This window comes from Pseudomonas sp. FP2196 (assembly GCF_030687715.1).
In the GTDB taxonomy this organism is placed as follows: Bacteria; Pseudomonadota; Gammaproteobacteria; order Pseudomonadales; family Pseudomonadaceae; genus Aquipseudomonas.
On the sequence record NZ_CP117445.1, the window covers coordinates 1,595,034 to 1,620,798 of the forward strand.

At 60.9% G+C, this 25,765-nt stretch carries 19 protein-coding genes; 13 read left to right on the forward strand and 6 right to left on the reverse strand.

Annotated elements, in window-relative coordinates:
• Positions 1 to 393: 393 nt before the first annotated feature.
• Entirely contained in the window at positions 394 to 1,257 is an 864-nt protein-coding gene (locus tag PSH79_RS07215; RefSeq protein WP_305441922.1) for a DMT family transporter, read from the forward strand.
• A gap of 36 nt (positions 1,258 to 1,293) precedes the next feature.
• Here the strand turns inward: PSH79_RS07215 and PSH79_RS07220 are convergent, their stop codons facing one another.
• From PSH79_RS07220 to PSH79_RS07235, 4 genes are all read right to left on the reverse strand, one after another.
• Entirely contained in the window at positions 1,294 to 2,235 is a 942-nt protein-coding gene (locus PSH79_RS07220) for a LysR family transcriptional regulator (RefSeq protein WP_095187746.1), read from the reverse strand.
• Positions 2,236 to 2,302: 67 nt separating this feature from the next.
• Entirely contained in the window at positions 2,303 to 3,832 is a 1,530-nt protein-coding gene (locus tag PSH79_RS07225; RefSeq protein WP_305441923.1) for a tripartite tricarboxylate transporter permease, read from the reverse strand.
• Positions 3,829 to 4,362, reverse strand: a complete 534-nt coding sequence (locus PSH79_RS07230) for a tripartite tricarboxylate transporter TctB family protein (RefSeq protein WP_305441924.1) — start codon at positions 4,360 to 4,362, stop codon at positions 3,829 to 3,831. The genes PSH79_RS07225 and PSH79_RS07230 overlap by 4 nt, the downstream gene beginning before the upstream one ends.
• Before the next feature lie 53 nt (positions 4,363 to 4,415).
• Positions 4,416 to 5,429 (reverse strand): tripartite tricarboxylate transporter substrate binding protein, encoded by a 1,014-nt coding sequence (locus tag PSH79_RS07235; protein ID WP_305441925.1) that lies wholly within the window; start codon positions 5,427 to 5,429, stop codon positions 4,416 to 4,418.
• A gap of 378 nt (positions 5,430 to 5,807) precedes the next feature.
• On the opposite strand from PSH79_RS07235, the gene PSH79_RS07240 reads away from it, so the two are divergent.
• From PSH79_RS07240 to PSH79_RS07265, 6 genes are all read left to right on the forward strand, one after another.
• Positions 5,808 to 7,148 carry an MFS transporter gene (locus PSH79_RS07240; RefSeq protein WP_305441926.1) on the forward strand — a complete coding sequence of 447 codons (1,341 nt, stop codon included), beginning with the start codon at positions 5,808 to 5,810 and terminating at the stop codon, positions 7,146 to 7,148.
• Positions 7,141 to 8,109: an amidohydrolase gene (locus tag PSH79_RS07245; RefSeq protein ID WP_305441927.1), complete on the forward strand. Its 969-nt coding sequence runs from the start codon at positions 7,141 to 7,143 to the stop codon at positions 8,107 to 8,109. The genes PSH79_RS07240 and PSH79_RS07245 overlap by 8 nt, the downstream gene beginning before the upstream one ends.
• A complete protein-coding gene (locus PSH79_RS07250) occupies positions 8,106 to 9,110 on the forward strand; it encodes a 4-hydroxythreonine-4-phosphate dehydrogenase PdxA (RefSeq protein WP_305441928.1) in 1,005 nt (334 codons plus the stop codon). The genes PSH79_RS07245 and PSH79_RS07250 overlap by 4 nt, the downstream gene beginning before the upstream one ends.
• Before the next feature lie 332 nt (positions 9,111 to 9,442).
• The gene (locus PSH79_RS07255; protein WP_305441929.1) at positions 9,443 to 10,618 is read left to right on the forward strand and encodes an L-rhamnonate dehydratase; all 1,176 of its coding nucleotides are present in this window, start codon (positions 9,443 to 9,445) and stop codon (positions 10,616 to 10,618) included.
• A gap of 54 nt (positions 10,619 to 10,672) precedes the next feature.
• The gene (gene araD1 / locus PSH79_RS07260) at positions 10,673 to 11,668 is read left to right on the forward strand and encodes an AraD1 family protein (RefSeq protein WP_305441930.1); all 996 of its coding nucleotides are present in this window, start codon (positions 10,673 to 10,675) and stop codon (positions 11,666 to 11,668) included.
• Between the two features lie 24 nt (positions 11,669 to 11,692).
• Positions 11,693 to 13,273 (forward strand): aldehyde dehydrogenase (NADP(+)), encoded by a 1,581-nt coding sequence (locus PSH79_RS07265; RefSeq protein WP_305441931.1) that lies wholly within the window; start codon positions 11,693 to 11,695, stop codon positions 13,271 to 13,273.
• A gap of 111 nt (positions 13,274 to 13,384) precedes the next feature.
• On the opposite strand, the gene PSH79_RS07270 is transcribed toward PSH79_RS07265, so the two are convergent.
• Positions 13,385 to 14,293: a DMT family transporter gene (locus PSH79_RS07270; protein WP_305441932.1), complete on the reverse strand. Its 909-nt coding sequence runs from the start codon at positions 14,291 to 14,293 to the stop codon at positions 13,385 to 13,387.
• 227 nt (positions 14,294 to 14,520) lie between these two features.
• Here PSH79_RS07270 and aceK point away from each other — a divergent pair, with 227 nt between their 5' ends.
• From aceK to PSH79_RS07295, 5 genes are all read left to right on the forward strand, one after another.
• A complete protein-coding gene (gene aceK, locus PSH79_RS07275) occupies positions 14,521 to 16,242 on the forward strand; it encodes a bifunctional isocitrate dehydrogenase kinase/phosphatase (RefSeq protein WP_305441933.1) in 1,722 nt (573 codons plus the stop codon).
• A 166-nt stretch (positions 16,243 to 16,408) separates the two neighbouring features.
• Positions 16,409 to 20,320 (forward strand): ATP-dependent RNA helicase HrpA, encoded by a 3,912-nt coding sequence (gene hrpA / locus PSH79_RS07280; protein WP_305441934.1) that lies wholly within the window; start codon positions 16,409 to 16,411, stop codon positions 20,318 to 20,320.
• Between the two features lie 392 nt (positions 20,321 to 20,712).
• Positions 20,713 to 21,834: a beta-ketoacyl-ACP synthase III gene (locus PSH79_RS07285; RefSeq protein WP_305441935.1), complete on the forward strand. Its 1,122-nt coding sequence runs from the start codon at positions 20,713 to 20,715 to the stop codon at positions 21,832 to 21,834.
• Between the two features lie 136 nt (positions 21,835 to 21,970).
• Positions 21,971 to 22,582: an RNA polymerase sigma factor gene (locus PSH79_RS07290; RefSeq protein WP_305441936.1), complete on the forward strand. Its 612-nt coding sequence runs from the start codon at positions 21,971 to 21,973 to the stop codon at positions 22,580 to 22,582.
• On the forward strand, positions 22,576 to 22,812 hold the full coding sequence (locus tag PSH79_RS07295; RefSeq protein WP_305441937.1) for an anti-sigma factor: 237 nt from the start codon (positions 22,576 to 22,578) through the stop codon (positions 22,810 to 22,812). The genes PSH79_RS07290 and PSH79_RS07295 overlap by 7 nt, the downstream gene beginning before the upstream one ends.
• Before the next feature lie 131 nt (positions 22,813 to 22,943).
• On the opposite strand, the gene PSH79_RS07300 is transcribed toward PSH79_RS07295, so the two are convergent.
• The gene (locus PSH79_RS07300; protein WP_305441938.1) at positions 22,944 to 24,266 is read right to left on the reverse strand and encodes a putative porin; all 1,323 of its coding nucleotides are present in this window, start codon (positions 24,264 to 24,266) and stop codon (positions 22,944 to 22,946) included.
• 280 nt (positions 24,267 to 24,546) lie between these two features.
• On the opposite strand from PSH79_RS07300, the gene PSH79_RS07305 reads away from it, so the two are divergent.
• On the forward strand, positions 24,547 to 25,671 hold the full coding sequence (locus PSH79_RS07305; RefSeq protein ID WP_305441939.1) for a GNAT family N-acetyltransferase: 1,125 nt from the start codon (positions 24,547 to 24,549) through the stop codon (positions 25,669 to 25,671).
• The last annotated feature ends 94 nt before the right edge of the window (positions 25,672 to 25,765 follow it).

Below are 25,765 nucleotides of genomic sequence, written 5' to 3' on the forward strand. Positions count from 1 at the left end.
ATCCACCGCCCTTCAGCCTGTCGCTACCGGCCCTTTGCCCAAGTCGTTGCAATCCATGTCCCACGCTGGTTATAGTCGGCGCTCGTGAGCCAGACGACTCACGTTCAAAATCCTTCAAAAAAGATCAGCCCAAATGCCTGCATCCCTCATCAACGCGGTAGTCGATTCAGCGGTCAGCGCTGGCGTCGTGCCGTGCGGGAATCAGCAGCCCGGGCAGATCAGTCATTACCCCCCACCTGTCAGTAGCACGCCGGTGTGCGCAGTCGTATCACCGCCGGGCGTTGGCGTTTCGGGCTGATCGGCAGTTTCTGCTGACCCCTGTGCCCGCCGGAAAAACCTACTGAATTTCAGCTTCGGCTGAGTTGGCTATTTGCCTGACTACAGGTGGTATTCATGTTTGTCCTTTCGAAAAAGTCTGCGCTCGCGGCGACGTCCACGAGCCTGTTCGTTCTACTGTGGAGCAGTGGGGCGATTTTCTCCAAATGGGGCTTGGCCCACGCGTCACCGTTTGCCTTTCTGCTGATTCGCTTTGCCATTGCCCTGTGCGGGTTGGTGCTGCTGATTCCGTTGCTCAAGCTGAAGTTGCCCAAGGGCGGCAGGCCGATGCTGTTTGCGATTGCCACGGGTGTGGTGTTGTTGGGGGCGTATCAGATTTTCTATCTGCTGGCCCTCAACACCAAAGTCACCCCGGGGGTGATGGCGACCATCATGGGCGTGCAACCGATTCTCACGGTGGTGTTGATGGAGCGGCAGCGCTCGGCCAGCCGGATGTTCGGGCTGGCACTAGGGTTGGCCGGTCTGATCATGGTGGTGTATCAGGGGATCGGTCTGGCCGGGATGTCGTGGGCGGGGATGCTGTTCGGTTTGCTGGCGCTGGCGAGCATGACCCTTGGTTCAATCATGCAGAAGCGCATCACCGACAATCCTCTCGGCACGCTGCCGGTGCAGTATCTGGCCGGACTGTTGTTGTGTGGGATCTTCGTGCCGTTCCAGCCGTTTTATTTCGAGCACAGCGCGGGTTTCATCGTGCCGGTGTTGTGGATGGGGCTGGTGGTCTCGGTGCTGGCGACGCTGTTGCTGTATCGGCTGATCGCGCGGGGCAATCTGGTGAATGTCACCAGCCTGTTTTATCTGGTGCCGGCGGTGACGGCGGTGATGGACTACCTGATTTTCGGTAATCGTCTCGCCGCTCTCAGCGTCTTGGGCATGCTGCTGATCATCGTCGGTCTGGCATTCGTCTTCCGTAAAACAGTGTAAACCGCAAAAGGCCCGGAGCCTGTCTCCGGGCCTTTTTCATTTGCTCAACGCATGCTCGGCCCGCACCGAATTCATGAACGCCTGCATCGCCGAGGACTGAATACGGTGGCGTCGGGTAATCAGACCGAACGGTGGCAATCGCGCTTCAAACTTGATCGGCAGCACCGCCAGCAGGTCTCGACCGGGATAGTCCTCGACCACCGACACCGGCGTTACGCCGAGCATGTCGGTCTGCTGGATCAATGACAGCAAGGTCATGATCGAGGTGGTTTCGACGATGCTGCTGGGGATGTCGACCCGGGCGTTGTGGAACACCTGATTGATGATCGCGCGCATCGGACTCGGTTGCTGTTGCAGCACCCAGGTCATGTTTTGCAATTCTGCCCAGCTGAGGTTTTTCTCTTTCGCCAGCGGGTTCTGCGCGCCGGCAATCACGCACAAGGCTTCTTCGCCGAGACTGTCGAAGAGCAATTCTTCGGCCCGCGCTCCGGCGGGAATTCGCCCCAGCACGATGTCCAGTTGATCCTGTAGCAGCGCTTGCACGAGCACGTCGCTGGTGTCGACCTGAATGCTCATTGATAACCGTGGATGGCTTTGCTTCAAGGTCGCGATAGTCCGCGTCAGCAACCCCGAGGCCAGCGCCGGAATCGCCCCGACCGCAACCCGTCCGAGATTGCCCGACTCCAGCGCCACCAATTCTTCACGCATGCCGCTGAGTTCGGCGAAGACCATGCGCGCGTAATAGATCACCGTCTCGCCGAAGGGCGTCGAGCGCATGCCTCGGGGCAGGCGCTCGAACAGTTCGACGCCGAGCAAATCTTCGGCCTCGTGCAGCATTTTGGTCGCCGCCGGTTGAGTCATGCCGATGTGGTCGGCGGCGCGGCGCAGCGAGCCGAATTCCTGCAACGCCAGCATCAGCCGCAACTGGCGCAGACGCAGGCGGCTGTGGATCACGTTGGCATCAGGAATTCGGGTCATGGGCCGTGCTCGCGAAAAAGACAGGTGGCCAGCCTGACAACAAATGTCAGGCAGTGCCAGTCCTGTGTCACAGCACCGATTTTGGCTTGGCCGCAGAAGGCTTGCGCAAACCGACCATGACTTGCAGCGCCTTGGAGATCAACGGCCAGAACAGCATCAGCAACGCCGCCGTGGTCAGGCAGCCCACCAACGGGTTGGACCAGAAGATCCCCAAGTGTCCGTCGGAGAACAGCATCGATTGGCGGAACGCATCTTCAGCCTTGTCGCCCAGCACTGCCGCAAGCACCAGCGGCGCGATCGGGTAGCCGAGTTTCTTGAACAGATAACCCAGGGCGCCGAAGCCGAGCATCAGCACCACATCGACGAACGAGTTGTGCACCGAGTAGGCACCGATGGCACAGACCATGATGATGATCGGCGCGATGATCGAGAACGGAATGCGCAGGATCGAGGCGAACAACGGCACGGTGGCCAACACCACGATCAGGCTCACCACGTTGCCCAGGTACATGCTGGCGATCAGGCCCCAGACAAAATCGTGCTGCTCGACGAACAGGGTAGGGCCAGGGTGCAGACCCCAGATCATCAAGCCGCCGAGCATCACCGCTGCGGTGGCCGAACCGGGAATGCCCAGGGTCAGCATCGGCAGCAATGCGCTGGTGCCGGCGGAGTGGTCGGCGGTTTCCGGAGCGATCACGCCTTCCAGTTCACCTTTACCGAAGTTGTCGCGATTCTTCGAAAAACGCCGCGCCAGGCTGTAGCTCATGAACGAAGCCGCCGTCGGCCCACCGGGAGTGATGCCCATCCAGCAACCGACCAACGTGCTGCGCACAATGGTCAGCCAGTAACGCGGCAGTTTTGCCCAGGTACGCAGGATTACCATCGGTGTGATGCGCGCATGTTCGCCGCGAAACACCAGACCTTCTTCCACCGTGCAGAGGATTTCACCGATGCCGAACAGTCCGATCACCGCCACTTCGAAGCTGATCCCGGTCATCAACGCGGGTTGGTCGAAGGTCAGGCGCAGGTTGCCGGACACGGTGTCCATGCCGACGGCCGCCATGGCGAAACCGATCATCATCGCCACCACGGTTTTCAGTGGTGGGTTCTTGCTCATGCCAATGAACGTGCAGAAGGCCAACAGGTATACCGCAAAGAATTCCGGTGAGCTGAAGGACATGGCGAACGCGGCGATCTTGGTCGACAGGAACGTCAGCAACAACACGCCGGCCAGTGCGCCGATCAGCGCCGAACTGAACGCGGCGGTGAGGGCTTCGGCGGCGCGGCCTTCACGGGCCATCGGGTAGCCGTCGAAGGTGGTCGCCACCGATGACGGCTCACCGGGGATGTTGAACAGAATCGAGGTGATCGACCCGCCGAACAACGCCCCCCAATACATGCACGACAACAGGATAATCGCCGACACCGGCGACATGGTGAAGGTCAGAGGCAGCAGCAACGCAACGCCGTTGGGGGCGCCGAGGCCGGGCAACACACCGACCAGAATGCCCAGCAGCACGCCGATCACCATCAGACCGATGTGGCCCGGGGTCATGATCAGGTTCATGCCTTGCATCAGGGAATCGAATTCGCTCATTTGAAGTTTCTCCCGGCGAGGGCGATCCAGTCGCCCATCGGGCCGGCATCCAGCGGCACCTTGAACCACAGCGCGAAGATCAGATAACTGGCGAGCACCGCGCCGAGCGAGACGCTGCCGATCATCCATTTGCCATAGGGTTTTACGCGTACTTTGTCGCGCCACATGAACCAGGCAATGAACGCCGCCGAGGCCACGTAAATACCGGTGAATGGCATGGCCGCGACGAACAGGGCGATCGGCAGGAACACCGAAAACACTTGCCGAAACGCGCTGCGGCTGACGAACGCAATGCTCATGGCCTGCCAGCGCACCACGGTCAGAATGCCGTTGGCCACGCTCGCGCCACTGAGCATCAGGCCGATGTAGAAGGGGAAGTAACCCGGCTCAGGGCCGGCGTCACCCCAGCCGATGCCTTGTTCAAGGCTGCCGTACATCACCACTGCGCCAATCAGCGTGGTGAACAGGGTCAGGCCGAGTTCGACCCAACGGGTGCTGACCAGCGCCGGTAAATCCGAAGAATGGGACATGAAACACCTCCAGCAGGTGACGGCCGCACCTTATCGGGCGGCCGTGGACGACCTCAGTTTTTCAGCCAGCCGGCTTCCTTGAACACCGGCGTGACACGAGCGGTGTCTTGCTCGATGTACGCGGTCAGCGGCTCGCCTTCGAGGAAGGTCGGCACCAGCGCGTTCTGTTTCACGTAGGCCTGAAACTCGGGGGTCTGGGTGACTTTGCGCATCAGCTCGACATAGAACCCGCGCTGTTCGGCGGTGACATCGCCCGGCATGAAGACGGTGCGCGGGAAGCGATATTGATCGATACCCAGGCCCTGCTCGTGGCAGGTCGGTACATCCGCCCAGGATTTGTCGCCAGCGACTTTTTCGGTGTAGGCCATGCGCTCTTTACTGAACACGCACAGCGGCTCGATCTGATCGCCACGCCATTGGCTGATGCTTTCGCTGGGATTGTTGACGTTGGCGGCGATGTGCTTGCCGGCCAGTTGCGTGGCGGCTTCGCTGCCGCTCTTGAACGGGATGTACACCAGTTTGCTGTTGTTGGTCTGATTGAGCAGCAGGGTCAGGGTCTGGTCGACGTCCTTGGACTGGCTGCCGCCCATGCGCAGTTTCGACGGGTCAGTTTTCACCGCCTCATAGAAGCCCTTGGCGTCTTTCCAGGGTGCGTCTTTGTAGCTCCAGAGAATGAAGTCATCCTCGGCAACGGCGGCCACCGGGGTCAGTTCCTGCCATTGATAGCCGAGCTTGGACACCAGCGGCAGCAGGTAGATGTTGTTGGTGCCGATCACCAGTTTTTCCGGATCGCCCTTGTTCATTTTCAGGTCGAGGAACGCTTCGGCGCCGTTGCCGCCGCCCTTGTTGAGGACGATGGTGTTGACCTCAAGAAACTTGTGGGTGGTGATGATCGACTGGATCAGGCGACCGAGCTGGTCGGTGCCGCCACCGGGGCCGCCGGCAACAACGATCTCGACGTTCTTGTCCGGTTGCCAGGCGTAGGCGAGGGAGGGGATGACACCGGCCGCGAGCAGGGCAGAACCCAGCAGCAGACGGGAGGTGCGACGGACGAATGCAGTACGCATGGGAGGCCTCATTCTTGTAGTTGTTATGAGTGACTTGTCTGCGCTCGAAAGCCGCAAGCCTGGCCTGAGTGTGGGAAGGTATGACGGCGGCGTCTACTCAAAACAAAACATACACCGATAGCCTGGGGTTATCGCTCGGGCGCCGATCAATCACCCAAACGTGGGGCAGACTTTGAAGCAGAGCGTTTTAGGCGCACATTCATCGTCATGGCTGGCGTTGTAAGCCTGATGAAAGATCGGCATGGCATAACCCGAGGCTATCGCCTGATTTCAAGTTTTGATTAGACGGTTATCGCACGGCCTTCGATAGTGCCCACCGGATGCCGCGAAACAGCGGCGTGGCAACACCCACAAAAATAATAAAACGAGGTACGCACCATGGCTCGTCCCAGTGCTTCCCTGCACCTGCCTGTCGCAGGTGCCCTCCCGACGGCAGCGGCGGCTGCGCTGACCGCCAGCAACAAGGCTAGCAACGTGCGCTGGCGGATCTTTGCGATTGTCTTTGCCCTGACCATGGTCAACCTGATCGACCGCGTGTCGTTGTCGATTGCGATGCCGACCATCGCTACCGAATTTTCCCTGTCGCCGAGTCTGCAAGGCTTGATCCTCAGCAGTTTCTTCTGGGCCTATGCGTTGTTGCAGATCCCCGGCGGCTGGCTGATCGACCGTTACGGGCCGCGCCGGGTCATCACCTGGTCAACCGGTTTGTGGGGCACCTTTCAGGTGTTGGCGGCATTCGCCACCGGTGGCCTGTCGCTGCTGTTTGCGCGGGTCGCGCTCGGTGCGGCGGAAGCGCCATTGTTCCCGTCCGGCGGCAAACTGATTTCCCTGTGGCTGGCCCCCGGGGAGCGCAGTCGCGGCGCGGTGTTGATGGACAGTGGCAGCCCGTTGGGCGTGGCGCTGGGCGGTTTGATCATCGCTTACCTGATTGCTTCGCTGAACTCCTGGCGCCTGGCGTTCGTGATCGCCGGTATCGCCACTTTGGTGTTGGCGTGGCTGGCCTGGCGTTATCTGCGCGACGATCCAGCCTGCCACCCGCAAGTGAATGCGGCGGAGCTGGAAAAGATCAACGCCGGCCGCGCCACGCCTGCTGCCGAAGCGGCGCGGGCACCGGTCAAGGGCCTGGGCATTGCCGCACGTTCCCTCAGTGGTTTGCTGCTCGGGCGGGCCAGTTGGGCGATGGTCTATTTCGGTCTGCTGACTTGGGGGCCGACCTATTTGTCCCAGGCGCGCGGCTTCGATATCAAGGGCATTGGTTTCGCCACGTTTGTGATTTTTGTCTGCGGCGCGCTCGGCTCGCTGACCGGTGGTTTTCTCTGCGACGGGCTGATCCGCAAAGGCGTCAGCCGTGGTGTGGCAGTCAAGAGTCTGTTGGCGTTTTCCGGGCTGATCGCGCTCGGCGCGTTCCTGCTGCTGCCGACCTTGAGCAACCCTGTTGCGGCGGTGGCGCTGTTGGCCATGACCGCGTTTTTCCTGATGTGGGGCAGCCTCTACTGGAGCTTCCCGGCGCTGCTCGCGGCACCGGCGCGGGTCGGCTTGATCGGCGGGGTGATGAACATGGCCGGCAGCGTCGGCGGGATTACTGTGCCGATTCTGGTCGGCGTGATCCTGCAAATGACCGGCGGGTTCGCCCCGGTACTCGGTTTCTTCGCAGTGTGTTCGGCGGTGTTTGTGCTGGCCACGCTGTTCATTGCACTGGACGAGGTGCGCCATGACTGAGCAGAACCGCCCGCTGTGGGACGGCCCGATCATCGATGCCCATCAGCACTTCTGGGATCCGGCAATCAACGATCACCCGTGGCTTGCGCCCGAGGCCAACGTCCCGTTTCGCTATGGCGATTACAGCGCGATCAAGCGCCGCTATTTTCCCGAGGATTACTTCGCCGACGCGGCGCAGCACCAAGTGGTGCAGACCGTCTACATCGAGACCGAATGGAACCCGCAGGACCCGATCGGCGAGACCCGTTTCATCGAACAACTGGCCGCCCGTTATGGTGTGCCGAACGCGGTGGTGGCTCAGGCGTGGCTCGATCATCCGGACGCCATTGACGTGCTCACCGAGCAGGCGCGCTTCAAGCATGTGCGCAGCGTGCGGCACAAACCCGGCGGGCCGACGTCGCCTGCGCAAGTCGGGCGTTCGCGCAGCCTGATGAGCGACGAGCACTGGCGGCGCAGTTACGCCGCGCTGCAAGGTTTGGGGTTGCACTTCGATTTGCAGACACCGTGGTGGAACCTGCCGGAAGCCGAGCGACTGGCCCGGGATTTCCCCGGCACCACGCTGATCCTCAACCACGCCGGCCTGCCCAGTGACCGCAGCGCCGAAGGTCTGGCCGGTTGGCGCACAGCCATGGCGCGACTGGCCGAGTACCCGAACGTACAGGTGAAGATTTCCGGCCTCGGTCAGGCTGGCCGCGCGTGGCGGGCCATCGACAACGCATGGATCGTGCGCGAGATCATCGCCATGTTCGGCAGCACGCGGGCGATGTTCGCCAGCAACTTCCCGGTCGACAGCCTGTGCGGCTCGTTCGACAGCATTTACAGCGGTTTCAAACACATCGTCGCCGATCTGCCGCAGGCCGATCAGCAATGTCTGTTCTACAGCAACGCGCAGCGGGTTTATCGCTGCGAACCTGGTGTCCTTGAGCGGGCCGGGTCTGAGCCTTTGAGGAGTCAAGCATGAACAAAACCACGATCGCCATGGTACTCGGTGACCCGGCGGGCATCGGCCCGGAACTGATTGCGCGGTTGCTCGGCGAGCCGGCGGTGCGCAGTCAGGCGCAGGTGATTCTGATCGCCGATGAAGCCGAGATGCAGCGCGGCATGCGCATCGCCGGCGTGGAGTTTCCCTATCGCCGGATCGAGTCGCTGGAACAACTGGACTTTGCCGATGACACGCCACTGTTCTACAACATGCGCGGCGATACGGTAGGCGAGTTTCCCCGCAGCGAAGCCAGCGCCATCGGCGGCCGTTACAGCCTCGATACGCTGGAAATCGCCCTGCGTCTGACCCAGGCGGGCAAAACCGACGCGGTGCTGTTTGGGCCGCTGAACAAAACTTCGCTGCACATGGCCGGCATGGCCCACAGCGACGAGCTGCACTGGTTCGCCGAACTATTGGATTTCCACGGGCCGTTCTGCGAGTTCAACGTGCTCGACAACCTGTGGACGTCGCGAGTGACCTCTCACGTGGCGCTGGCCGATGTGCCGGGGCTGCTCAGCCAGGAGCGGGTGGGTGAGGCGATCCGCCTGATCGACACCGCGCTCAAACGCAACGGCCTGGAGAAACCGCGCATTGGTGTGTGTGGCCTCAACCCGCACAACGGCGACAACGGCTCGTTCGGTCGCGAAGAGCTGGACATTATCGGCCCGGCGGTGCGCACCGCTCAGGCTCAGGGCATCGCGGCGGAAGGGCCTTATCCGGGCGACACGATTTTCCTCAAGGTGCAGGGCGACGCCAGCGCATTTGATGCCGTGGTCACCATGTATCACGACCAGGGCCAGATCGCGATCAAACTGATGGGCTTCTCCCGTGGGGTGACGGTGCAGGGTGGTCTGCCGATCCCGATCACCACCCCGGCCCATGGCACCGCGTTTGATATTGCGGGGCAGGGCAAGGCCAACGTCGGCGCGATTCGCCAGGCGTTCGAGATTGCCTGCCGGATGGGTGCCAACAGCTACTGATCTGCGATCTTCAGAACAACATCACATCTCCTGTGGGAGCGAGCCTGCTCGCGAAAGCGGTGTGTCAGACAGCATCAATGTCGACTGACACACTCTCTTCGCGAGCAGGCTCGCTCCTGTTTTTTTGTGTGCAGCCCTGATAACCCTATCTGGACATAAACCGCGTTCAGCGATCACCGCAGGTTATCGCCGGATACGCATAAGTGATTATCCGCAGTCCCCGGGCGCTGGCTAAAGTCGGTCCATCGAATGCCCGGTACCGGCCACACGAACGGTTCTGCGCAGCGACTCTAACAACTACAAGAAACCGGCAGCGCAAGGAAACCGTATTCATGAAAATCAAAGCGATCCGTACCCGCGTCTTCGAATGGAAAGGCAAAGTCGTGCCACCGCAGGCGCACTTTTGCACCAACGCTAGCGATATCCTTTTTGAGCGTGGTGATGCCATGGGCTCGTTCCGTTTCCACGGTTGGCTGGTGGTGGAAATCGAAACCGACACCGGTCTGGTCGGCATCGGCAACTGCGCCCTGGCACCCCGTGTGGCCAAGGAAATCATCGACACCTATCTCGCCCCGATCGCCATCGGCGAGGACCCGTTCGACAACGAATACATCTGGCAGAAGATGTACCGCCAAAGCCATGCCTGGGGCCGCAAAGGCATCGGCATGGCGGCGATCTCGGCCATCGATATCGCCATCTGGGACATCATGGGCAAAGCGGTGAACAAACCGGTGTTCAAACTGCTCGGCGGGCGCACCAAGGAAAAGATCTGGACCTACGCCTCCAAGCTCTACGCCAATGACAACCTCGACCTGTTCCTTGAAGAGGCGCAGGGCTATCTGAACCAGGGGTTTACCGCGCTGAAAATGCGTTTCGGCTACGGCCCGAAAGACGGCCCGGCCGGCATGCGCAAGAACATCGAACAAGTGCGCGCCCTGCGTGAACTGGCCGGCCCGGACATCGACATCATGCTCGAGTGCTATATGGGCTGGACCCTTGAATACGCCCGCCGGATGCTGCCCAAACTGGCCGAGTTCGAACCGCGCTGGCTGGAAGAGCCGGTGATTGCCGACGACATCGAAGGCTACATCGAGCTGAAAAAGATGGGCATCATGCCGATCTCCGGCGGCGAGCACGAATTCACCTCCTACGGCTTCAAAGACCTGCTGGAGCGCCGTGCCGTCGACGTGATCCAGTACGACACCAACCGCGTCGGCGGCATCACCGCCGCGCGCAAGATCAACGCCATGGCCGAGGCCTGGTCGGTGCCGGTGATCCCCCACGCCGGGCAGATGCACAACTACCACCTGACCATGTCCACTACTGCCTCGCCGATGGCCGAGTTCTTCCCGGTATTCGACGTCGAAGTCGGCAACGAACTCTTCTACTACGTCTTCAAGGGCGAGCCACAACCGGTCAACGGCTATATCCAGCTGGACGACAACACGCCGGGCCTGGGCCTGGAAATCTCCGATGAATACTTGAGCGACTTCAACATCATCGAGTGATCCGACGGGCGTCGCCTGCGGGCGGCGCCCTCCATGCATTTCCGGAGGCCGCACATGCGCCTGATTCAATTTGAAAACACCGCCGGCCAGCGCCACGTCGGGCTCGTCGAGGGCACGCAGGTTCACGTCGTGCGCAACACCGTCAGCACCCGCGAACTGGCGCTGGCGGCGATTCGTGCCAGCCACGGTCTGCAAGAGCAAGTCGCCCTGCGCGGCACTGAGCGTGGCCCCGAATACGCCGAGCTGATGCAACAGGGTCGCGTCCTGCCGCCGCTGGATCATGAAGATCCGGCGCATTGCCTGATCAGTGGCACCGGCCTGACCCATCTGGGCAGCGCCTCGGCCCGGGACAAAATGCACCAGCAGGACGGCGCCGTCGAAGCGGGCATGACCGACACCATGCGCATCTTCAAGTGGGGCATCGAGGGCGGCAAACCGGCGGCCGGTGAAGTCGGCGCGCAGCCGGAATGGTTCTACAAGGGCGACGGCAATATCGTCGTACGCCCCGGCGCGGACTTCCCGGTACCGCCGTTTGCCGAAGACGCGGGCGAGGAGCCAGAGCTGGCCGGCCTCTACGTGATCGGCGATGACGGTCTGCCGTATCGCCTCGGTTATGCACTGGGCAACGAGTTTTCCGACCACGTCATGGAACGGCGCAACTACCTGTATCTGGCCCATTCCAAATTGCGCTTCTGCGCCTACGGCCCGGAGTTGCGGGTCGGCGCGTTGCCCACCGATCTGTCTGGCACCAGCCGCATCCTGCGCGACGGTGAAGTGCTGTGGGAGAAGCCGTTCCTCAGTGGCGAAGACAATATGTGCCACAGCCTCGCCAACCTCGAATTCCATCACTTCAAATACGCGCAGTTTCTGCGTCCCGGCGATGTCCATGTGCATTACTTCGGCACCGCCACGCTGTCGTTTGCCGACGCTATCAAGACCCGCCCCGGCGACCGTTTCCAGATCAGCCTCGACGCGTTCGGCGCGCCGCTGGAAAACGGCATCGGCGAAAGCGCCCAGCCGCTGGCCATCGGTCAGGTACGTGCGCTGTAACGCCCAATTGTTTGAGGAATTGCCATGACATCGCTACTGGGTCACAACTACATCGGCGGCCGCCGCAGCGCCCAAGGCAGTGTGCCGTTGCAAAGTCTCGACGCCACAACGGGTGAGGCGCTGCCGGGGCATTTCGTCCAGGCCACCGAAGCCGAGGTGGACGCTGCTGCCAAAGCCGCCGCCGCTGCCTACCCGATTTACCGCAACCTCAGCGCGGAAAAACGCGCGTCATTCCTCGACGCGATTGCTGATGAAATCGATGATCTCGGCGATGAGTTCGTCGCCACCGTTTGCCGCGAAACTGCTTTGCCCGCCGCGCGTATTCAAGGCGAGCGCGGGCGCACCAGCGGCCAGTTGCGGCTGTTTGCCAACGTCCTGCGGCGGGGGGATTTCTATGGGGCACGGATTGATCGGGCGTTGCCTGAGCGTCAACCGTTGCCACGTCCGGATCTGCGCCAATACCGCATTGCCCTCGGCCCGGTGGCGGTGTTCGGCGCGAGCAACTTTCCGCTGGCGTTTTCCACTGCCGGTGGCGACACCGCCTCTGCGCTGGCCGCTGGTTGCCCGGTGGTGTTCAAGGCCCACAGCGGCCACATGGCCACTGCCGAATGGGTGGCGGACGCGATCATCCGTGCCGCCGAACGCTGCGCAATGCCTGCCGGTGTATTCAACATGGTGTACGGCGGCGGAGTCGGCGAATGGCTGGTCAAACATCCGGCGATTCAGGCCGTGGGTTTCACCGGTTCGCTCAAGGGCGGCAATGCCCTGAGCCAGATGGCCGCGAGCCGCGCGCAACCGATCCCGGTGTTCGCCGAGATGTCGAGCATCAATCCGGTGTTTTTGCTGCCCGAGGCGCTGGACGTGCGCGGCGAGCAGATTGCTGCGCAACTGGCCGGTTCGGTGACGCTGGGTTGCGGGCAGTTCTGCACCAATCCCGGTCTGGTGATCGGTTTGCGTTCGCCGCAGTTCAGCACGTTTGTCCGGCGCTTCTGCGCCAACATGAATGGCCAACCGGCGCAGACCATGCTCAATGCCGGCGCCTTGGCCAGTTACAGCAAAGGCCTTGGCGAATTGCACGAGCATCCGGGGTTGTCGCACCTGGCCGGTCATCCGCAGCAAGGCAATCAGGCTCAGCCGCAGGTGTTTCAGGCACACGTCAGCCTGTTGCTCAACGGCGATGCGTTGTTGCAGGAAGAAGTCTTCGGCCCGACCACCATCATCATTGAAGTGGAGGATCAGGCGCAGTTGGCGCAAGCGCTGCAAGGTTTGCGCGGGCAACTGACGGCGACGTTGATCGGTGAGGCGGGGGAGTTGCTGGAGTACCGCTGGCTGGCTGAACAGTTGCAGGAAAAGGTCGGGCGGATTCTGTTTAACGGTTACCCGACCGGAGTCGAAGTGTGCGAGGCGATGGTGCATGGCGGGCCGTATCCGGCGACCTCGGATGCGCGCGGGACGTCGGTGGGGACGCTGGCGATTGATCGGTTCCTGCGGCCGGTGTGTTTCCAGAATTACCCGGATGCAATGCTTCCCGAGGCGTTGCAGGACGCTAATCCGCTGGGGATCCGGCGGTTGGTGGATGGGGAGGTGAGTGCGGCTGCGTTGTGATTGGCGTTGTTTGAACTGACGCCATCGCGAGCGGGCTCGTTCCTACAGTTGGAACGCATTTCCCTGTAGGAGTGAGCCTGCTCGCGATGGCAATTTCAGTTGCACGCTGTGCTAACGGGCCGCCACCTCAGCTGACTTCACCACCGCCGGCTTCAACACCAGCCACAACGCCAGTGCGATCAACACCCCGCCATACAGATGCGCCATCGACAACGGCTCATCGAGCAACAGCGCCCCCCACAACACACCGAACGCCGGGATCATGAAGGTCACGGTCATCGACTTCACCGGGCCGATGGAGCTGAGCAGACGGAAGTAAATGATGTAGGCGAACGCCGTACAACCCAGGCCCAGCCCAAGCAGCGACAGCCAGACATTCCAGCCGCCCCAGCTGGCCGGTGGCGAGGTGATCACGCTGTAACCGAACAGCGGCAACAGGAACACAGTCGCCCCGAGCATGCTGCCCAGTGCCGACAAGCGGCTGTCCAGCCCGCCGGCCTGATCCAGCCAGCGTCGCGCGAGGAATCCTGCGAAGCCGTAACAGGTGGTCGCCAGCAGGCAGGCGAAGGCGCCCATCAGCAGTTCGAGATCGAAGGCCACAGGACCTGCGCGCGTCAGCACGCCGACGCCGAACAACCCCAGAAACACGCCCGTCAGCTTGGCGACGGTGAGTTTTTCGCTGAAGAACAACCCGCCAATCAGCACGCCCATCAATGGCGTGGTGGCGTTGAAAATCGCCGAGTAACCCGCCGGCAGCACTTGCGCCGCCACCGAATAGAACGTCGCCGGAATGCCTGAGTTGATCACGCCCAGCAACATCACGGTTTTCAGCTTGCCCTTGAAATCCCAGCTGATCCGCATCAGCCCAAGGATCACCAGCAGACCGACGGCCGCAATCGACACACGGAAGAACGCCGTCGGAATGGTGCCGATCACCGGCGCAATAATGCGCATGAACAGGAAGCTCGCGCCCCAGATGGCTGCCAGCGACAGCATGCGGAAAATATCGACGGGGCTCACGGTGGTGCTCCTTGCTTGATCGGGACGAGAGTGTTGCCGAGCGCCTTAACGATGGCAACCGCTAATCGGGCATTTAATTTGGGTCTGACCGGTCCATTGTTTACGCCGGCAACCAATAATCCCAGCCGTGTGCAACCACGACGCGGTTTTGGCAGAAATTGCACTTCTCCTCAGGCCGGTTCCGTGGCTAAGCTCAAGCATTCCGAATGCACGCAGAGGTTTCATCTATGCCGCAGCCATGGCCAGCCACCGACATCGCCCGCATGATCCTCGCTGGCTTCGACGACTATCGCGAGCATTTCCGCCGGATTACCGACGGCGCCCGGGAGCGATTCGAGCAGGCGCGCTGGCAGGAGATTCAGACGGCGTCGGCGGCGCGGATCAACCTCTATGAAGAAAAGGTCGGCGAAACCATCGCCCGGCTGCGTGAGTATTTCGACGACGAAACGCTGATGGACGTCAGTTGCTGGCCGTTGGTGAAAAGCGCCTACATCAGTGTTATCGACCTGCGCTTCGACGATGAGCTGTCCGAGACCTGGTACAACTCGATTTTCTGTGGGCTGTTCAGCCATGACCTGATCAGCGACGGCTGCATGTTCATCCACACCACCCGGCCGAGCCTGCGCCGCGCCCGGGCCGCGCAAACCCGTACGTACAAGCCGCAAGGCCAATTGTCCGGGATGCTTGCAAGCATTTTCGCCGACTACCGCTTCAGCGAGGATTACGCCGATTTGCCGGGCGACTTGCTCAGGCTCGAAGCACAACTGCGCGAGAACCTGCCGGACTGGGTGTGCAAGGATCCGGAACTGAGTGTCGAGCTGTTTTCTTCGGTGCTGTACCGCAACAAGGGCGCGTATCTGGTCGGGCGCATCTACACCCGTGACGAACAGTGGCCGCTGGTGATTCCGCTGCTGCACCGCGAAGGTCGCGGGATTCAGATCGACGCGCTGATCACCGACGAAGCCGATGTGTCGATCATCTTCTCCTTCACCCGCTCGTATTTCATGGTGGATGTGCCGGTGCCGGCGGAGTTCATCGGCTTCCTGCGGCGGATCCTTCCGGGCAAGCACATTGCCGAGCTGTACACCTCGATCGGCTTCTATAAACACGGCAAGTCCGAGTTCTACCGGGCGCTGATCAATCACCTGGCTAACACCGACGACCAGTTCATCATGGCCCCCGGCGTGCGCGGCATGGTCATGAGCGTGTTCACCCTGCCGGGTTTCAACACCGTTTTCAAAATCATCAAGGACCGCTTCTCGCCGTCGAAAAACGTCGACCGTGCCACGGTGATCGAGAAGTATCGCCTGGTGAAAAGTGTCGACCGGGTAGGGCGCATGGCCGATACCCAGGAGTTCGCTGACTTCCGCTTTCCGCTGAGCAAGTTCGACCCGGCGTGCCTTAAAGAATTGCTTGAAGTCGCGCCGTCCACGGTGGCGGTGGAAGGCGACACCGTGCTGATCCGCCACTGCTGGACCGAGCGACGGATGACCCCGCTGAACCTGTACCTGGAAAACGCCAACGATGCGCAGGTGCGCGAGGCGCTGGAGGATTACGGGCTGGCGATCAAGCAACTGGCGGCAGCGAACATCTTTCCCGGCGACATGCTGCTGAAGAACTTCGGCGTCACCCGGCACGGGCGTGTGGTGTTTTATGACTATGACGAGATCTGCTTTCTGACCGAGGCCAACTTCCGCCACATCCCGCAGCCGCGTACGCCGGAGGATGAAATGGCGTCCGAGCCGTGGTATTCGATCGGGCCGCTGGATGTATTCCCCGAGGAGTTTCCGCCATTTCTGTTTGCCGATTCGGGGCAGCGCAAGTTGTTCGATCAGTTGCATGGCGAGTTGTACAACGCCGATTACTGGAAGAGCTTGCAGGAGGCGATTCGGGCGGGGAAAGTCATTGATGTCTTCCCTTATCGGCGCAAAGGCCTGGATAACGAATAACCCCCTGTAGGAGCTGCCGAAGGCTGCGATCTTTTGATTTTGCTTTTGAAAAACAAGATCAAAAGATCGCAGCCTTCGGCAGCTCCTGCAGGGGAGGCAGGTCAATTGAGGGTAAATCTGCGACAATCGCCCCCCTGCGCCACTAGACGACCGAATTGCGTACCTGATGACCGACGAATCGCCCTCCATCGACAAACTGCTGAAAAACCTCGACCACGCCATGCTCGCCGACCGTCACCGGCTGCGGCGGCAGTTGCTTGAGCTGCGCAAGAAACCCGACGAGGCCAAACTGGCCCAGTGGGTGGCGCGCATGCAGGCGTCCTGCGACCAAGTGCTGGCGCGCAAGGCCAGTCTGCCGGTGATTCGTTACGACGACAGCCTGCCGATTGCGGCCAAGCGTGACGAAATCAAAAAGGCCCTGGAACAGCATCAGGTGCTGATCATTGCCGGCGAGACCGGCTCGGGTAAAACCACGCAGTTGCCGAAAATCTGTCTGGAAATCGGTCGCGGCCAGCACGGTTTGATCGGCCACACCCAGCCACGGCGGATCGCGGCGCGCAGCGTAGCCAGCCGGGTTGCCGAAGAACTCGGCACGCCGCTGGGGTCCTTGGTCGGCTATCAGGTGCGTTTCGAAGACCAGAGTGATTCCAACACCCTGATCAAACTGATGACCGACGGCATCCTGCTGGCGGAAACCCAGAACGACCGCTATCTGGAACGCTACGACACGATCATCGTCGACGAAGCCCACGAACGCAGCCTCAACATCGATTTCCTGCTCGGTTACCTGAAAACCCTGCTGCCGCGTCGCCCGGATCTGAAAGTCATCATCACTTCGGCGACCATCGATCTGGAGCGTTTCTCCAAGCACTTCGATGACGCGCCGATTGTCGAGGTCTCCGGCCGCACCTTCCCGGTGGACACCTGGTATCGCCCGCTGACCCTGGAACAGGACGAAGAAGGCAACCGCGTCGAAGACGACCTGACCGTGGATCAGGCGATTCTCGCCACCCTCGACGAAATCGCCGCATACGAGCGCAGCGAACGCCGCAGCCCCGGCGATGTGCTGGTGTTCCTGCCCGGCGAGCGCGAGATTCGCGACGCCGCGGATATGCTGCGCAAAGCCCAGATCAAACACACCGAGATTCTGCCGCTGTACGCGCGCCTGTCACCGGCCGAACAGCAGCGGATTTTCCAGTCGCACCCGGGGCGTCGCGTGGTGCTGGCGACCAACGTGGCCGAAACGTCGCTGACCGTGCCGGGCATCCGTTACGTGATCGACAGCGGCACCGCGCGCATCAGCCGTTACAGCTATCGCGCCAAGGTGCAGCGCTTGCCGATCGAAGCGATTTCCCAGGCCAGCGCCAACCAGCGCAAGGGTCGCTGCGGCCGGGTCGAGCCGGGTATCTGCATACGTTTGTACAGCGAAGAGGATTTTCTCGGCCGCCCGGAATTTACCGATCCGGAGATTCTGCGCACCAACCTCGCCGCCGTTATCTTGCAGATGCTCCATTTGCGCCTCGGCGAGATCACCGCGTTCCCGTTCATCGAGCCGCCGGACGGCAAGGCGATCAGCGACGGTTTCAACCTGCTGCAAGAGCTGTCGGCGGTAGACCGCAACAGCCAGTTGACCCCGTTGGGTCGCCAGTTGGCGCGCCTGCCGGTCGACCCGCGCATGGGCCGCATGCTGCTTGAAGCGGCGAAACTCGGCAGCTTGCAGGAAGTGCTGATCGTCGCCAGTGCCATGTCGATTCAGGACCCGCGCGAGCGTCCGCCGGAGCGCCAGCAAGCGGCGGATCAGGCCCACGCGCAATGGAAGGACGTCGATTCCGACTTCGCCGGGCTGGTCAATCTGTGGCGCGGTTTTGAAGAACAGCGCCAAGCGTTGACCGCCAGCCCGTTGCGCAACTGGTGCCGCAAGAATTTCCTCAATTACCTGCGTCTGCGCGAGTGGCGCGATTCCCATCGACAATTGAGCCTGATCTGCCGCGACATGCAGTTGAGCCTCAATAAAGAGCCGGCGGATTACCCGAAACTGCACAAAGCCGTGCTGGTGGGTCTGCTCAGCCAGATCGGCCAGAAAACCGAGGACGGCGATTACCTCGGCGCCCGTCAGCGGCGCTTCTGGATTCACCCGTCATCGGGCATCGGCAAGAAGCGCCCGCAATGGCTGATGACCGCCGAACTGGTGGAAACCACCAAGCTTTACGCGCGCATGGTCGCCAAGATTGACGCCGACTGGATCGAGCCACTGGCCGGGCATCTGATCAAGAAAAACCACTTCGAACCGCACTGGGAGAAGAAGCGCGGGCAGGTCGTGGCGTTTGAGCAGATCACTCTGTTCGGCCTGATCGTGGTCGGTCGCCGGCCAGTGCATTACGGCCCAGTGGACCCGGTGGTCTCGCGCGAGTTGTTTATCCGCGAAGGTCTGGTGCGTGGCGAGATTCAGTCGCGGGCCAAATGCCTGAGCGCTAACAAACAGCTGCTGGAACAGCTCGACGAACTCGAAGCCAAGGCCCGACGTCGCGACATTCTGGCCGACGAAGAAACCCTGTACGCCTTCTACGATGCGCGGCTGCCGGCGGAGATTCATCAGACCGCGACCTTCGACAGCTGGTATCGCGTTAACAGCCAAAAAGATCCGCAGCTGTTGATCATGCGCGAAGAAGACGTGCTGGCCCGCGAAGCCAGTGAAGTCACCGCGCGGGACTATCCGGACACGCTGCACATCGGCGATCTGGAACTGGCCCTGACTTATCACTTCGAACCCAATCACCCACGCGACGGCGTAACCCTGCGCGTGCCGGCGCCGCTGTTGCCGATGCTGCCGCCGGAGCGTCTGGAATGGCTGGTGCCTGGGCTGATCGAGGCCAAGTGCATCGCCCTCGTGCGTAACCTTCCGAAAGCCCTGCGCAAGAACTTCGTGCCGGTGCCGGACTTCATCAAGGCTGCGTTGCAACGGATGACCTTCGCCGAGGGTTCGCTACCGCAGGCGCTGGGCCGTGAGCTGTTGCGCATGACTGGCGCACGGGTCAGCGATGAGGCGTGGGCAGAAGCCGCGCAGCAAGTCGAAGGGCACCTGCGCATGAACCTGGAAATCGTCGACGGCCAGGGCAAGTTCCTTGGCGAAGGGCGGGATCTGGCCGAGCTGACTGCACGCTTCGCTGAGGCGAGTCAGGCCGCGCTGGCGGTGCCGCAGAGCGCGAAAAGTCAGCAACCGGTGGAAGCCAATGTTTTCGCACCGGTAGCGGAAAAGACTCAGCAGAAAATCGCCGGGCTGTCGATGACGGTCTATCCGGCGCTGGTGGAAGAGGGCGGTACGGTCAAGGAAGGGCGGTTCTCGACCCCGGCCGAAGCCGAGTTCCAGCACCGTCGCGCCTTGCAGCGTCTGTTGATGCAGCAATTGGCCGAGCCGGCCAAATTCCTGCGTGGCAAGTTGCCGGGGCAGACCGAACTTGGCTTGCTCTATCGTGAATTGGGCCGTGTCGATGCGTTGGTCGAAGACATTCTGTTGGCCAGTCTCGACAGCTGCATTCTCGACGGCGAAGACCCGCTGCCGCGTGACGGTGCCGGGTTGGCGGCACTGGCCGAGCGTAAACGCGGCCACTGGACCGAGCACGCCGAGCGCGTGGCGCGCTTGACGCTGGAGATCCTCAAGCTCTGGCACGGTCTGCAAAAACGCTTCAAGGGCAAGATCGACTTGGCGCAAGCCGTGGCGCTGAACGACATCAAGCAGCAGATCAATAATCTGGTCTATCCGGGGTTTGTCCGGGAAACGCCGATGCAGTGGCTCAAAGAGCTGCCGCGTTATCTGAAAGCGGTCGAGCAGCGTTTCGAAAAACTCGGTGCGCAGGTGCAGAAGGATCGGGTCTGGAGCGGCGAACTCGCCGGCCTGTGGGCGCAATACCAGACCCGTGCGGCCAAACACGCGCAGGAAGGCAAACGCGATCCGCAGCTTGAGCTGTACCGCTGGTGGCTGGAGGAATATCGGGTTTCGCTGTTCGCCCAGCAGTTGGGGACAAAAGTGCCGATCTCCGACAAACGCCTGAATAAACAGTGGAGCCAGGTCGAGGCCTAAAGCCTCCTAGGCACGGAGGTATACCTGTGGCGAGGGGATTTATCCCCGATGGGTGGCGAAGCCGCCCCGAAAATCGTGACCTCAGCTCACCCGTTTGACCGAGCGGGAGGGTTGGGCGACTGCTGCGCAGCCGATCGGGGGATAAATCCCCTCGCCACATAAGCCAGCGCCCACATTGGGATCTGCTGTGTGCTTGAGAAAGGCGCCAAAACCCCACGTTTATGGCAAACTTCGCGACCATAAACGCCAGTTTCGCGACCCAGAGCCTTCGGCGCGGTCGCGGATCGGAATAAAGCGATGCCAGGTTTGCGTCCCCCGGATGGGAATAGACCCTTTGTGTGTTGGTACGACGGTTCCAGCACTTTCTGCCTGAACAGATTAGAGAAACGAGCATGCATAACGTCGTCATCAGCGGCACCGGCCTGTACACCCCGGCCAACAGCATCTCCAACGAAGAGCTGGTGCAGTCTTTCAATACCTACGTCGCCCAGTTCAATGCCGACAACGCCGATGCCATCGCCAGCGGCGAAGTCCAGGCCCTCACCGAATCCAGCGCCGCGTTCATCGAAAAAGCGTCGGGCATCAAAAGCCGCTTTGTCATGGACAAGGACGGCATCCTTGATCCGCAACGCATGGCCCCGCGCCTGCCGGAGCGCTCCAACGACGAGTGGTCGGTACTTTGCCAAATGGCCATCGGCGCTGCCGAGCAAGCCTTGCAGCGTGCCGGCAAGACCGCTGCTGACATCGACGGCGTCATCGTCGCCTGTTCCAACCTGCAACGCGCCTACCCGGCCATCGCCATTGAAGTCCAGGAAGCGCTGGGCATTCAGGGTTTCGGTTTCGACATGAACGTCGCGTGCTCCTCGGCGACCTTCGGCATCCAGGCCGCGGCCAACAGCGTGCAACTGGGCCAGGCCCGGGCGATCCTGATGGTCAACCCGGAAGTCTGCACCGGTCACCTGAACTTCCGCGACCGCGACAGTCACTTCATCTTCGGCGACGCCGCGACTGCGGTGATCATTGAGCGCGCTGACCTTGCAACATCCAAGCATCAGTTCGATGTGGTCAGCACCAAACTGCTGACCAAGTTTTCCAACAATATCCGCAACAACTTCGGCTTCCTCAACCGCGCGGCGGAAGAGGGCGTCGGCACCCGCGACAAGCTGTTCGTGCAGGAAGGCCGCAAGGTGTTTAAAGATGTTTGCCCGATGGTCGCAGAACTGATCGGCGAGCATCTGCAGGAAAACCAGCTCAACGTCGGCGATGTGAAGCGATTCTGGCTGCATCAGGCCAACCTCAGCATGAATCACCTGATCGTGCGCAAACTGCTGGGCCGTGAGGCCACCGAAGAAGAAGCGCCGGTGATCCTCGACACCTACGCCAACACCAGCTCTGCCGGGTCCGTGATTGCTTTCCACAAGTATCAGGATGATCTGGCCAGCGGTTCGCTGGCGGTACTGAGTTCGTTCGGTGCGGGTTACTCGATCGGTAGCGTGATTCTGCGCAAGCGTTGAAAAACGGTTTAATTTCCGCTTAATCACGCTGACCTTTCCTACATCCGAAACAGCTCGAACGCTGTAATTTTCGGAGATGACGGCAGGCGAGATCCTGCCGTTCTCATTTTCGAAGTTGGGACAAGGGGATCGATGGATGGCTGCTGACAACACCCAATTGCTGGCGCGCCTGCTGGCAGGCGAGCAACAGGCCTTCAAGGAACTGGTCACGACCTATCAAAGCGCAATGCGCGCCGTCGCGTATGCGATTGTCGGCCAGCGTCACGTCGAAGAAGTGGTGCAGGATGCATGGCTTTCCGTGGTGCGCCATATCGGCAGCTTCGAAGGCCGCTCCAGCCTCAAGACCTGGTTGCTGACCATTACCGCCAACTCGGCGAAAAGTCGTTACAAACTCAATCGCCGCGAAGTGCTGATGGATGATCTGCCATCGCCCCACGGCACACTCGATGACGACCGCTTCTCTCCCGGCGACGGCCACTGGCTGGTCGCACCGTTTGCCTGGCACCAGGACACTCCCGAAGCGTTGCTGACCGAAAGCGAACTGCGCGAATGCCTGGAGCACACGTTGTTGAGCCTGTCGGAACTGCAAAGCAGTGTGCTGTTGTTGCGCGAACGTCAGGGGCTGGAGCTGGAAGAGATCTGTAATCTTCTGGAGATATCGCTCTCCAATGTCCGCGTGCTGCTGCATCGGGCACGTTTAAAGGTCTTCGCGACCGTGGAGCATTTTGAGGAGACAGGAGAATGTTGACCTGCAAGGAGCAAGTGGCACGATCCAGCGATTATCTCGATGGCCAACTCAGCTTTCGAGAAAAACTGATGGTGCGTCATCACCTGATGTTCTGCCGCAATTGCCGGCGTTTCATTCGCCAGATGCGCCTGATGCAAGCGACGCTGAAAGCGATGCCGGAAAAACCCGAAGAGGGTGTCGATGCGCTGGCCGAGCGTCTGGCCAAGCAGCGGCGGGACGACAGTCCCTGAGGGAAATGCAGGCTGGCACGGTTAAGGCACACGGATGATGGGGATCGCCATAACCGCACCAGACTGTTGAAACACCTCAAACATTGCGCCCGGATGAGAAGCGCAACGCCTGAGATCTGTTGCTCTGTGGCTTAAAACTTCGCTTCCGCATCCAGCTGCAGAGTGTTGGTGTCTGCGTCACGCTGTGTACGGCTGGAGAAGTCGGCCTTGGTCAGGTAGTACGTCGCGCCAAGGGCGAAGTTCTTGTCGATGTCGTAACCGACCTTGAACTTGTGACCACGCGAACCGGTAGTGCCGTTGGCGAAGTCGGAGTCGGTGAAGGCGCCGACTACAGCGTTGCGTTGCACGTCACGATAGTTGTAGTCGAGGTTGAAACCGAAGACCTTCGACTTGGCACCGAGCAGCCACGCAGTGTCCTGATCGGTCACGGCATCGTTGTTCTTCACGTACTGGCCGTAGAACGACAGAGGCATTGGCAGACCGCCGATGTCGACCTGGCTGAAGCCTTCGTACAGGCGGAACTCGTTGTTCGCCGAGTTGCCGTTGACGGCCAGGGCGCACGGCGTGGAAGTGCCGGTGCAACGGCTGTCTTCGTCGTTCTGGTAGGCGTAGACACTGCCACCCACCGTCAGCTTCAGGTTATCGGTGATGGTGAAGCGGCTACCCAGTTGACCGGCGGTCATGCGCAAATCGTGACGGAATTGCACGCCGTCGCCATCGACGTTGTCCTTGAGGTTGTAGTTACCCAGGCTGCCGAACAGTTCGGCGCTGCTGCCCAATGGGTATTTGTAAGTAACGGCCAGACCTTCGGGGTTGATGTCGCCGTCCCAGATCACATCGCCCATGCTGACCCACGGCTGCAGCATCTTGCCGCCGATCACGTGCAGGTTCTTGATTTGATCGGGGTGGTAATCGATGTAACCCAGGTCGAGCCAGATCTGCTTCTTGTCGAAGTAGTTGTCCTGATCCTGGTTGGTCGAACGGGCGTCATCGCCGCCGCCGGTGGCGATACGGATGCCAGTGTCGACTTGCGGGTTGATTTCGGTGTAGGCACCCAGACGGGCACGGATGCGCTGACGATCCTTGTCGCGGCCGCCGTTGTTCGGCTCGCCGTCGATCTTGATGGTTTCCTGACGGATACGCACGTCGCCCTTGAACTGAGTCTTGGCAGCCCAGGCCAGCTTCTGGTCGAAGGCACTTTGTTCGTTGGTTTTCTTCGCGACAGCCGCGACTTGTTCGTTGGTCTCTTGCTGCGCCTGCTGGGCGATTTGCTGAGCTTTCTGATCCTTGGCCAGTTCAGTTTGCAGCTCGATGTACTGCGACTGGGAAATCGAACCGTTAGCCTTGAGCATGTCGAGCAGTTTGGCGTCGACTGCGGCACTGGCCGGAACGCTCATGGCCAGCAACAGGCCACCGCACAGGGCCGCCGCAGTTTTCGTGGAAGCAAGACGCATAGCAATCTCCGAAGATGAGAGGGATGGCTGAACCATCCTGGGCACAACCGACGGTTGAAGGTCGGAAAACAGTGTCCGGGTAGAACCCGGCGCTCTAAAAACAGGCGCCAGTATCGCGATGGTTTATGACAGAGCAGTGGCACGGTGATGGCAGGTTGATGACGGTGCACAATGTCCGTGAACTATTGATCTAGAGCGCTGTCGCTCGATGGCGGGTGTGCAATGCAACGCAATCGGCGATACTCGCCGGGCGCTGAAACCCAGATGTGGAGAGTTGTTGATGCCGTTGCAACGCCTGCAAGACCTGTCAGAAATCGCCCCATCGGAATGGGACGCTCTGGTGCCCGAGAGTCAGCCATTTCTGCGTCATGCCTTTCTCAGTGCACTGGAAGACAGCGGCAGCGTCGGGCCTCATACCGGTTGGCAGCCCGAGCACTTGCTGCACATCGAAGATGGCCAACTGATCGCGGCGCTACCCAGTTACCGCAAGTGGCATTCTTACGGCGAGTACGTGTTCGATCACGGCTGGGCCGATGCCTGCGCTCGCGCGGGCATCGATTACTACCCCAAGCTGTTGACAGCGGTGCCATTCAGTCCGGTCAGCGGCCCACGGCTGTTGGCAGCGAACGTCGAAGATGGTTACGAGCTGCTCAAAAGCCTGCCGGGTTATCTGGAAATTGAAGAGCTTTCCAGCGCCCACATCAACTTCACCGACCCTTTCACTGATGCCGCCATGGCCGAGCAACCGGGCTGGTTGCAGCGCATCGGCTGTCAGTATCACTGGCAGAATCGTGGCTACCGCGACTTCCAGGATTTTCTCGACGTACTCAGTTCGCGTAAGCGCAAACAGATGCGCAAAGAGCGCGAGCAAGTGGCGGGGCAGGGCTTCGAGTTTGAATGGCTGGAAGGGCGCGAGCTGAACGAGGCGCAGTGGGATTTCGTTTATGCCTGTTACGCCAATACCTATGCGGTGCGGCGTCAGGCACCTTACCTGACTCGCGAGTTTTTCAGTCTGCTGGCCGAACGCATGCCTGAGGCGATCCGCGTAGTGCTGGCCAAACAAGGCTCACGGCCGGTGGCCATGGCGTTCAGTCTGGTCGGTGGCGACAGTTTCTACGGGCGCTATTGGGGCTGTCTGGCCGAGTTTGATCGACTGCACTTCGAGACGTGTTTTTATCAGGGCATGGATTATGCGATCGCGCAGGGTTATCAGCGTTTTGACGCCGGAGCGCAGGGCGAGCACAAGTTGATTCGTGGTTTCGAACCGGTGATCACCCATTCGTGGCACTACTTGCGGCATCCGGGGTTGAAAGCGGCGGTGAAAGACTTCCTGCACCAGGAGCGCGCTGGTGTGCTGGCCTATGCCGAAGAGGCGCGGACAGCCTTGCCCTACCGCCAAACCTGAATATTTACAGGGATCAAAAGCAAAAGATCGCAGCCTTCGGCAGCTCCTGCAAGTGGATATAAAACCCTGGGTAGGAGCTGCCGAAGGCTGCGAT

Bases quoted from the DNA above. Each gene is read 5' to 3' on its own strand.
- PSH79_RS07245 (WP_305441927.1), top strand. From the start codon at position 7,141: ATGACTGAGCAGAACCGCCCGCTGTGGGACGGCCCGATCATCGATGCC.
- PSH79_RS07255 (WP_305441929.1), top strand. From the start codon at position 9,443: ATGAAAATCAAAGCGATCCGTACCCGCGTCTTCGAATGGAAAGGCAAA.
- PSH79_RS07235 (WP_305441925.1), bottom strand. From the start codon at position 5,429: ATGCGTACTGCATTCGTCCGTCGCACCTCCCGTCTGCTGCTGGGTTCT.
- araD1 (WP_305441930.1), top strand. From the start codon at position 10,673: ATGCGCCTGATTCAATTTGAAAACACCGCCGGCCAGCGCCACGTCGGG.
- PSH79_RS07230 (WP_305441924.1), bottom strand. From the start codon at position 4,362: ATGTCCCATTCTTCGGATTTACCGGCGCTGGTCAGCACCCGTTGGGTC.
- PSH79_RS07265 (WP_305441931.1), top strand. From the start codon at position 11,693: ATGACATCGCTACTGGGTCACAACTACATCGGCGGCCGCCGCAGCGCC.
- PSH79_RS07220 (WP_095187746.1), bottom strand. From the start codon at position 2,235: ATGACCCGAATTCCTGATGCCAACGTGATCCACAGCCGCCTGCGTCTG.
- PSH79_RS07295 (WP_305441937.1), top strand. From the start codon at position 22,576: ATGTTGACCTGCAAGGAGCAAGTGGCACGATCCAGCGATTATCTCGAT.
- aceK (WP_305441933.1), top strand. From the start codon at position 14,521: ATGCCGCAGCCATGGCCAGCCACCGACATCGCCCGCATGATCCTCGCT.
- hrpA (WP_305441934.1), top strand. From the start codon at position 16,409: ATGACCGACGAATCGCCCTCCATCGACAAACTGCTGAAAAACCTCGAC.
- PSH79_RS07290 (WP_305441936.1), top strand. From the start codon at position 21,971: ATGGCTGCTGACAACACCCAATTGCTGGCGCGCCTGCTGGCAGGCGAG.
- PSH79_RS07240 (WP_305441926.1), top strand. From the start codon at position 5,808: ATGGCTCGTCCCAGTGCTTCCCTGCACCTGCCTGTCGCAGGTGCCCTC.
- PSH79_RS07285 (WP_305441935.1), top strand. From the start codon at position 20,713: ATGCATAACGTCGTCATCAGCGGCACCGGCCTGTACACCCCGGCCAAC.
- PSH79_RS07250 (WP_305441928.1), top strand. From the start codon at position 8,106: ATGAACAAAACCACGATCGCCATGGTACTCGGTGACCCGGCGGGCATC.
- PSH79_RS07225 (WP_305441923.1), bottom strand. From the start codon at position 3,832: ATGAGCGAATTCGATTCCCTGATGCAAGGCATGAACCTGATCATGACC.
- PSH79_RS07215 (WP_305441922.1), top strand. From the start codon at position 394: ATGTTTGTCCTTTCGAAAAAGTCTGCGCTCGCGGCGACGTCCACGAGC.
- PSH79_RS07300 (WP_305441938.1), bottom strand. From the start codon at position 24,266: ATGCGTCTTGCTTCCACGAAAACTGCGGCGGCCCTGTGCGGTGGCCTG.
- PSH79_RS07305 (WP_305441939.1), top strand. From the start codon at position 24,547: ATGCCGTTGCAACGCCTGCAAGACCTGTCAGAAATCGCCCCATCGGAA.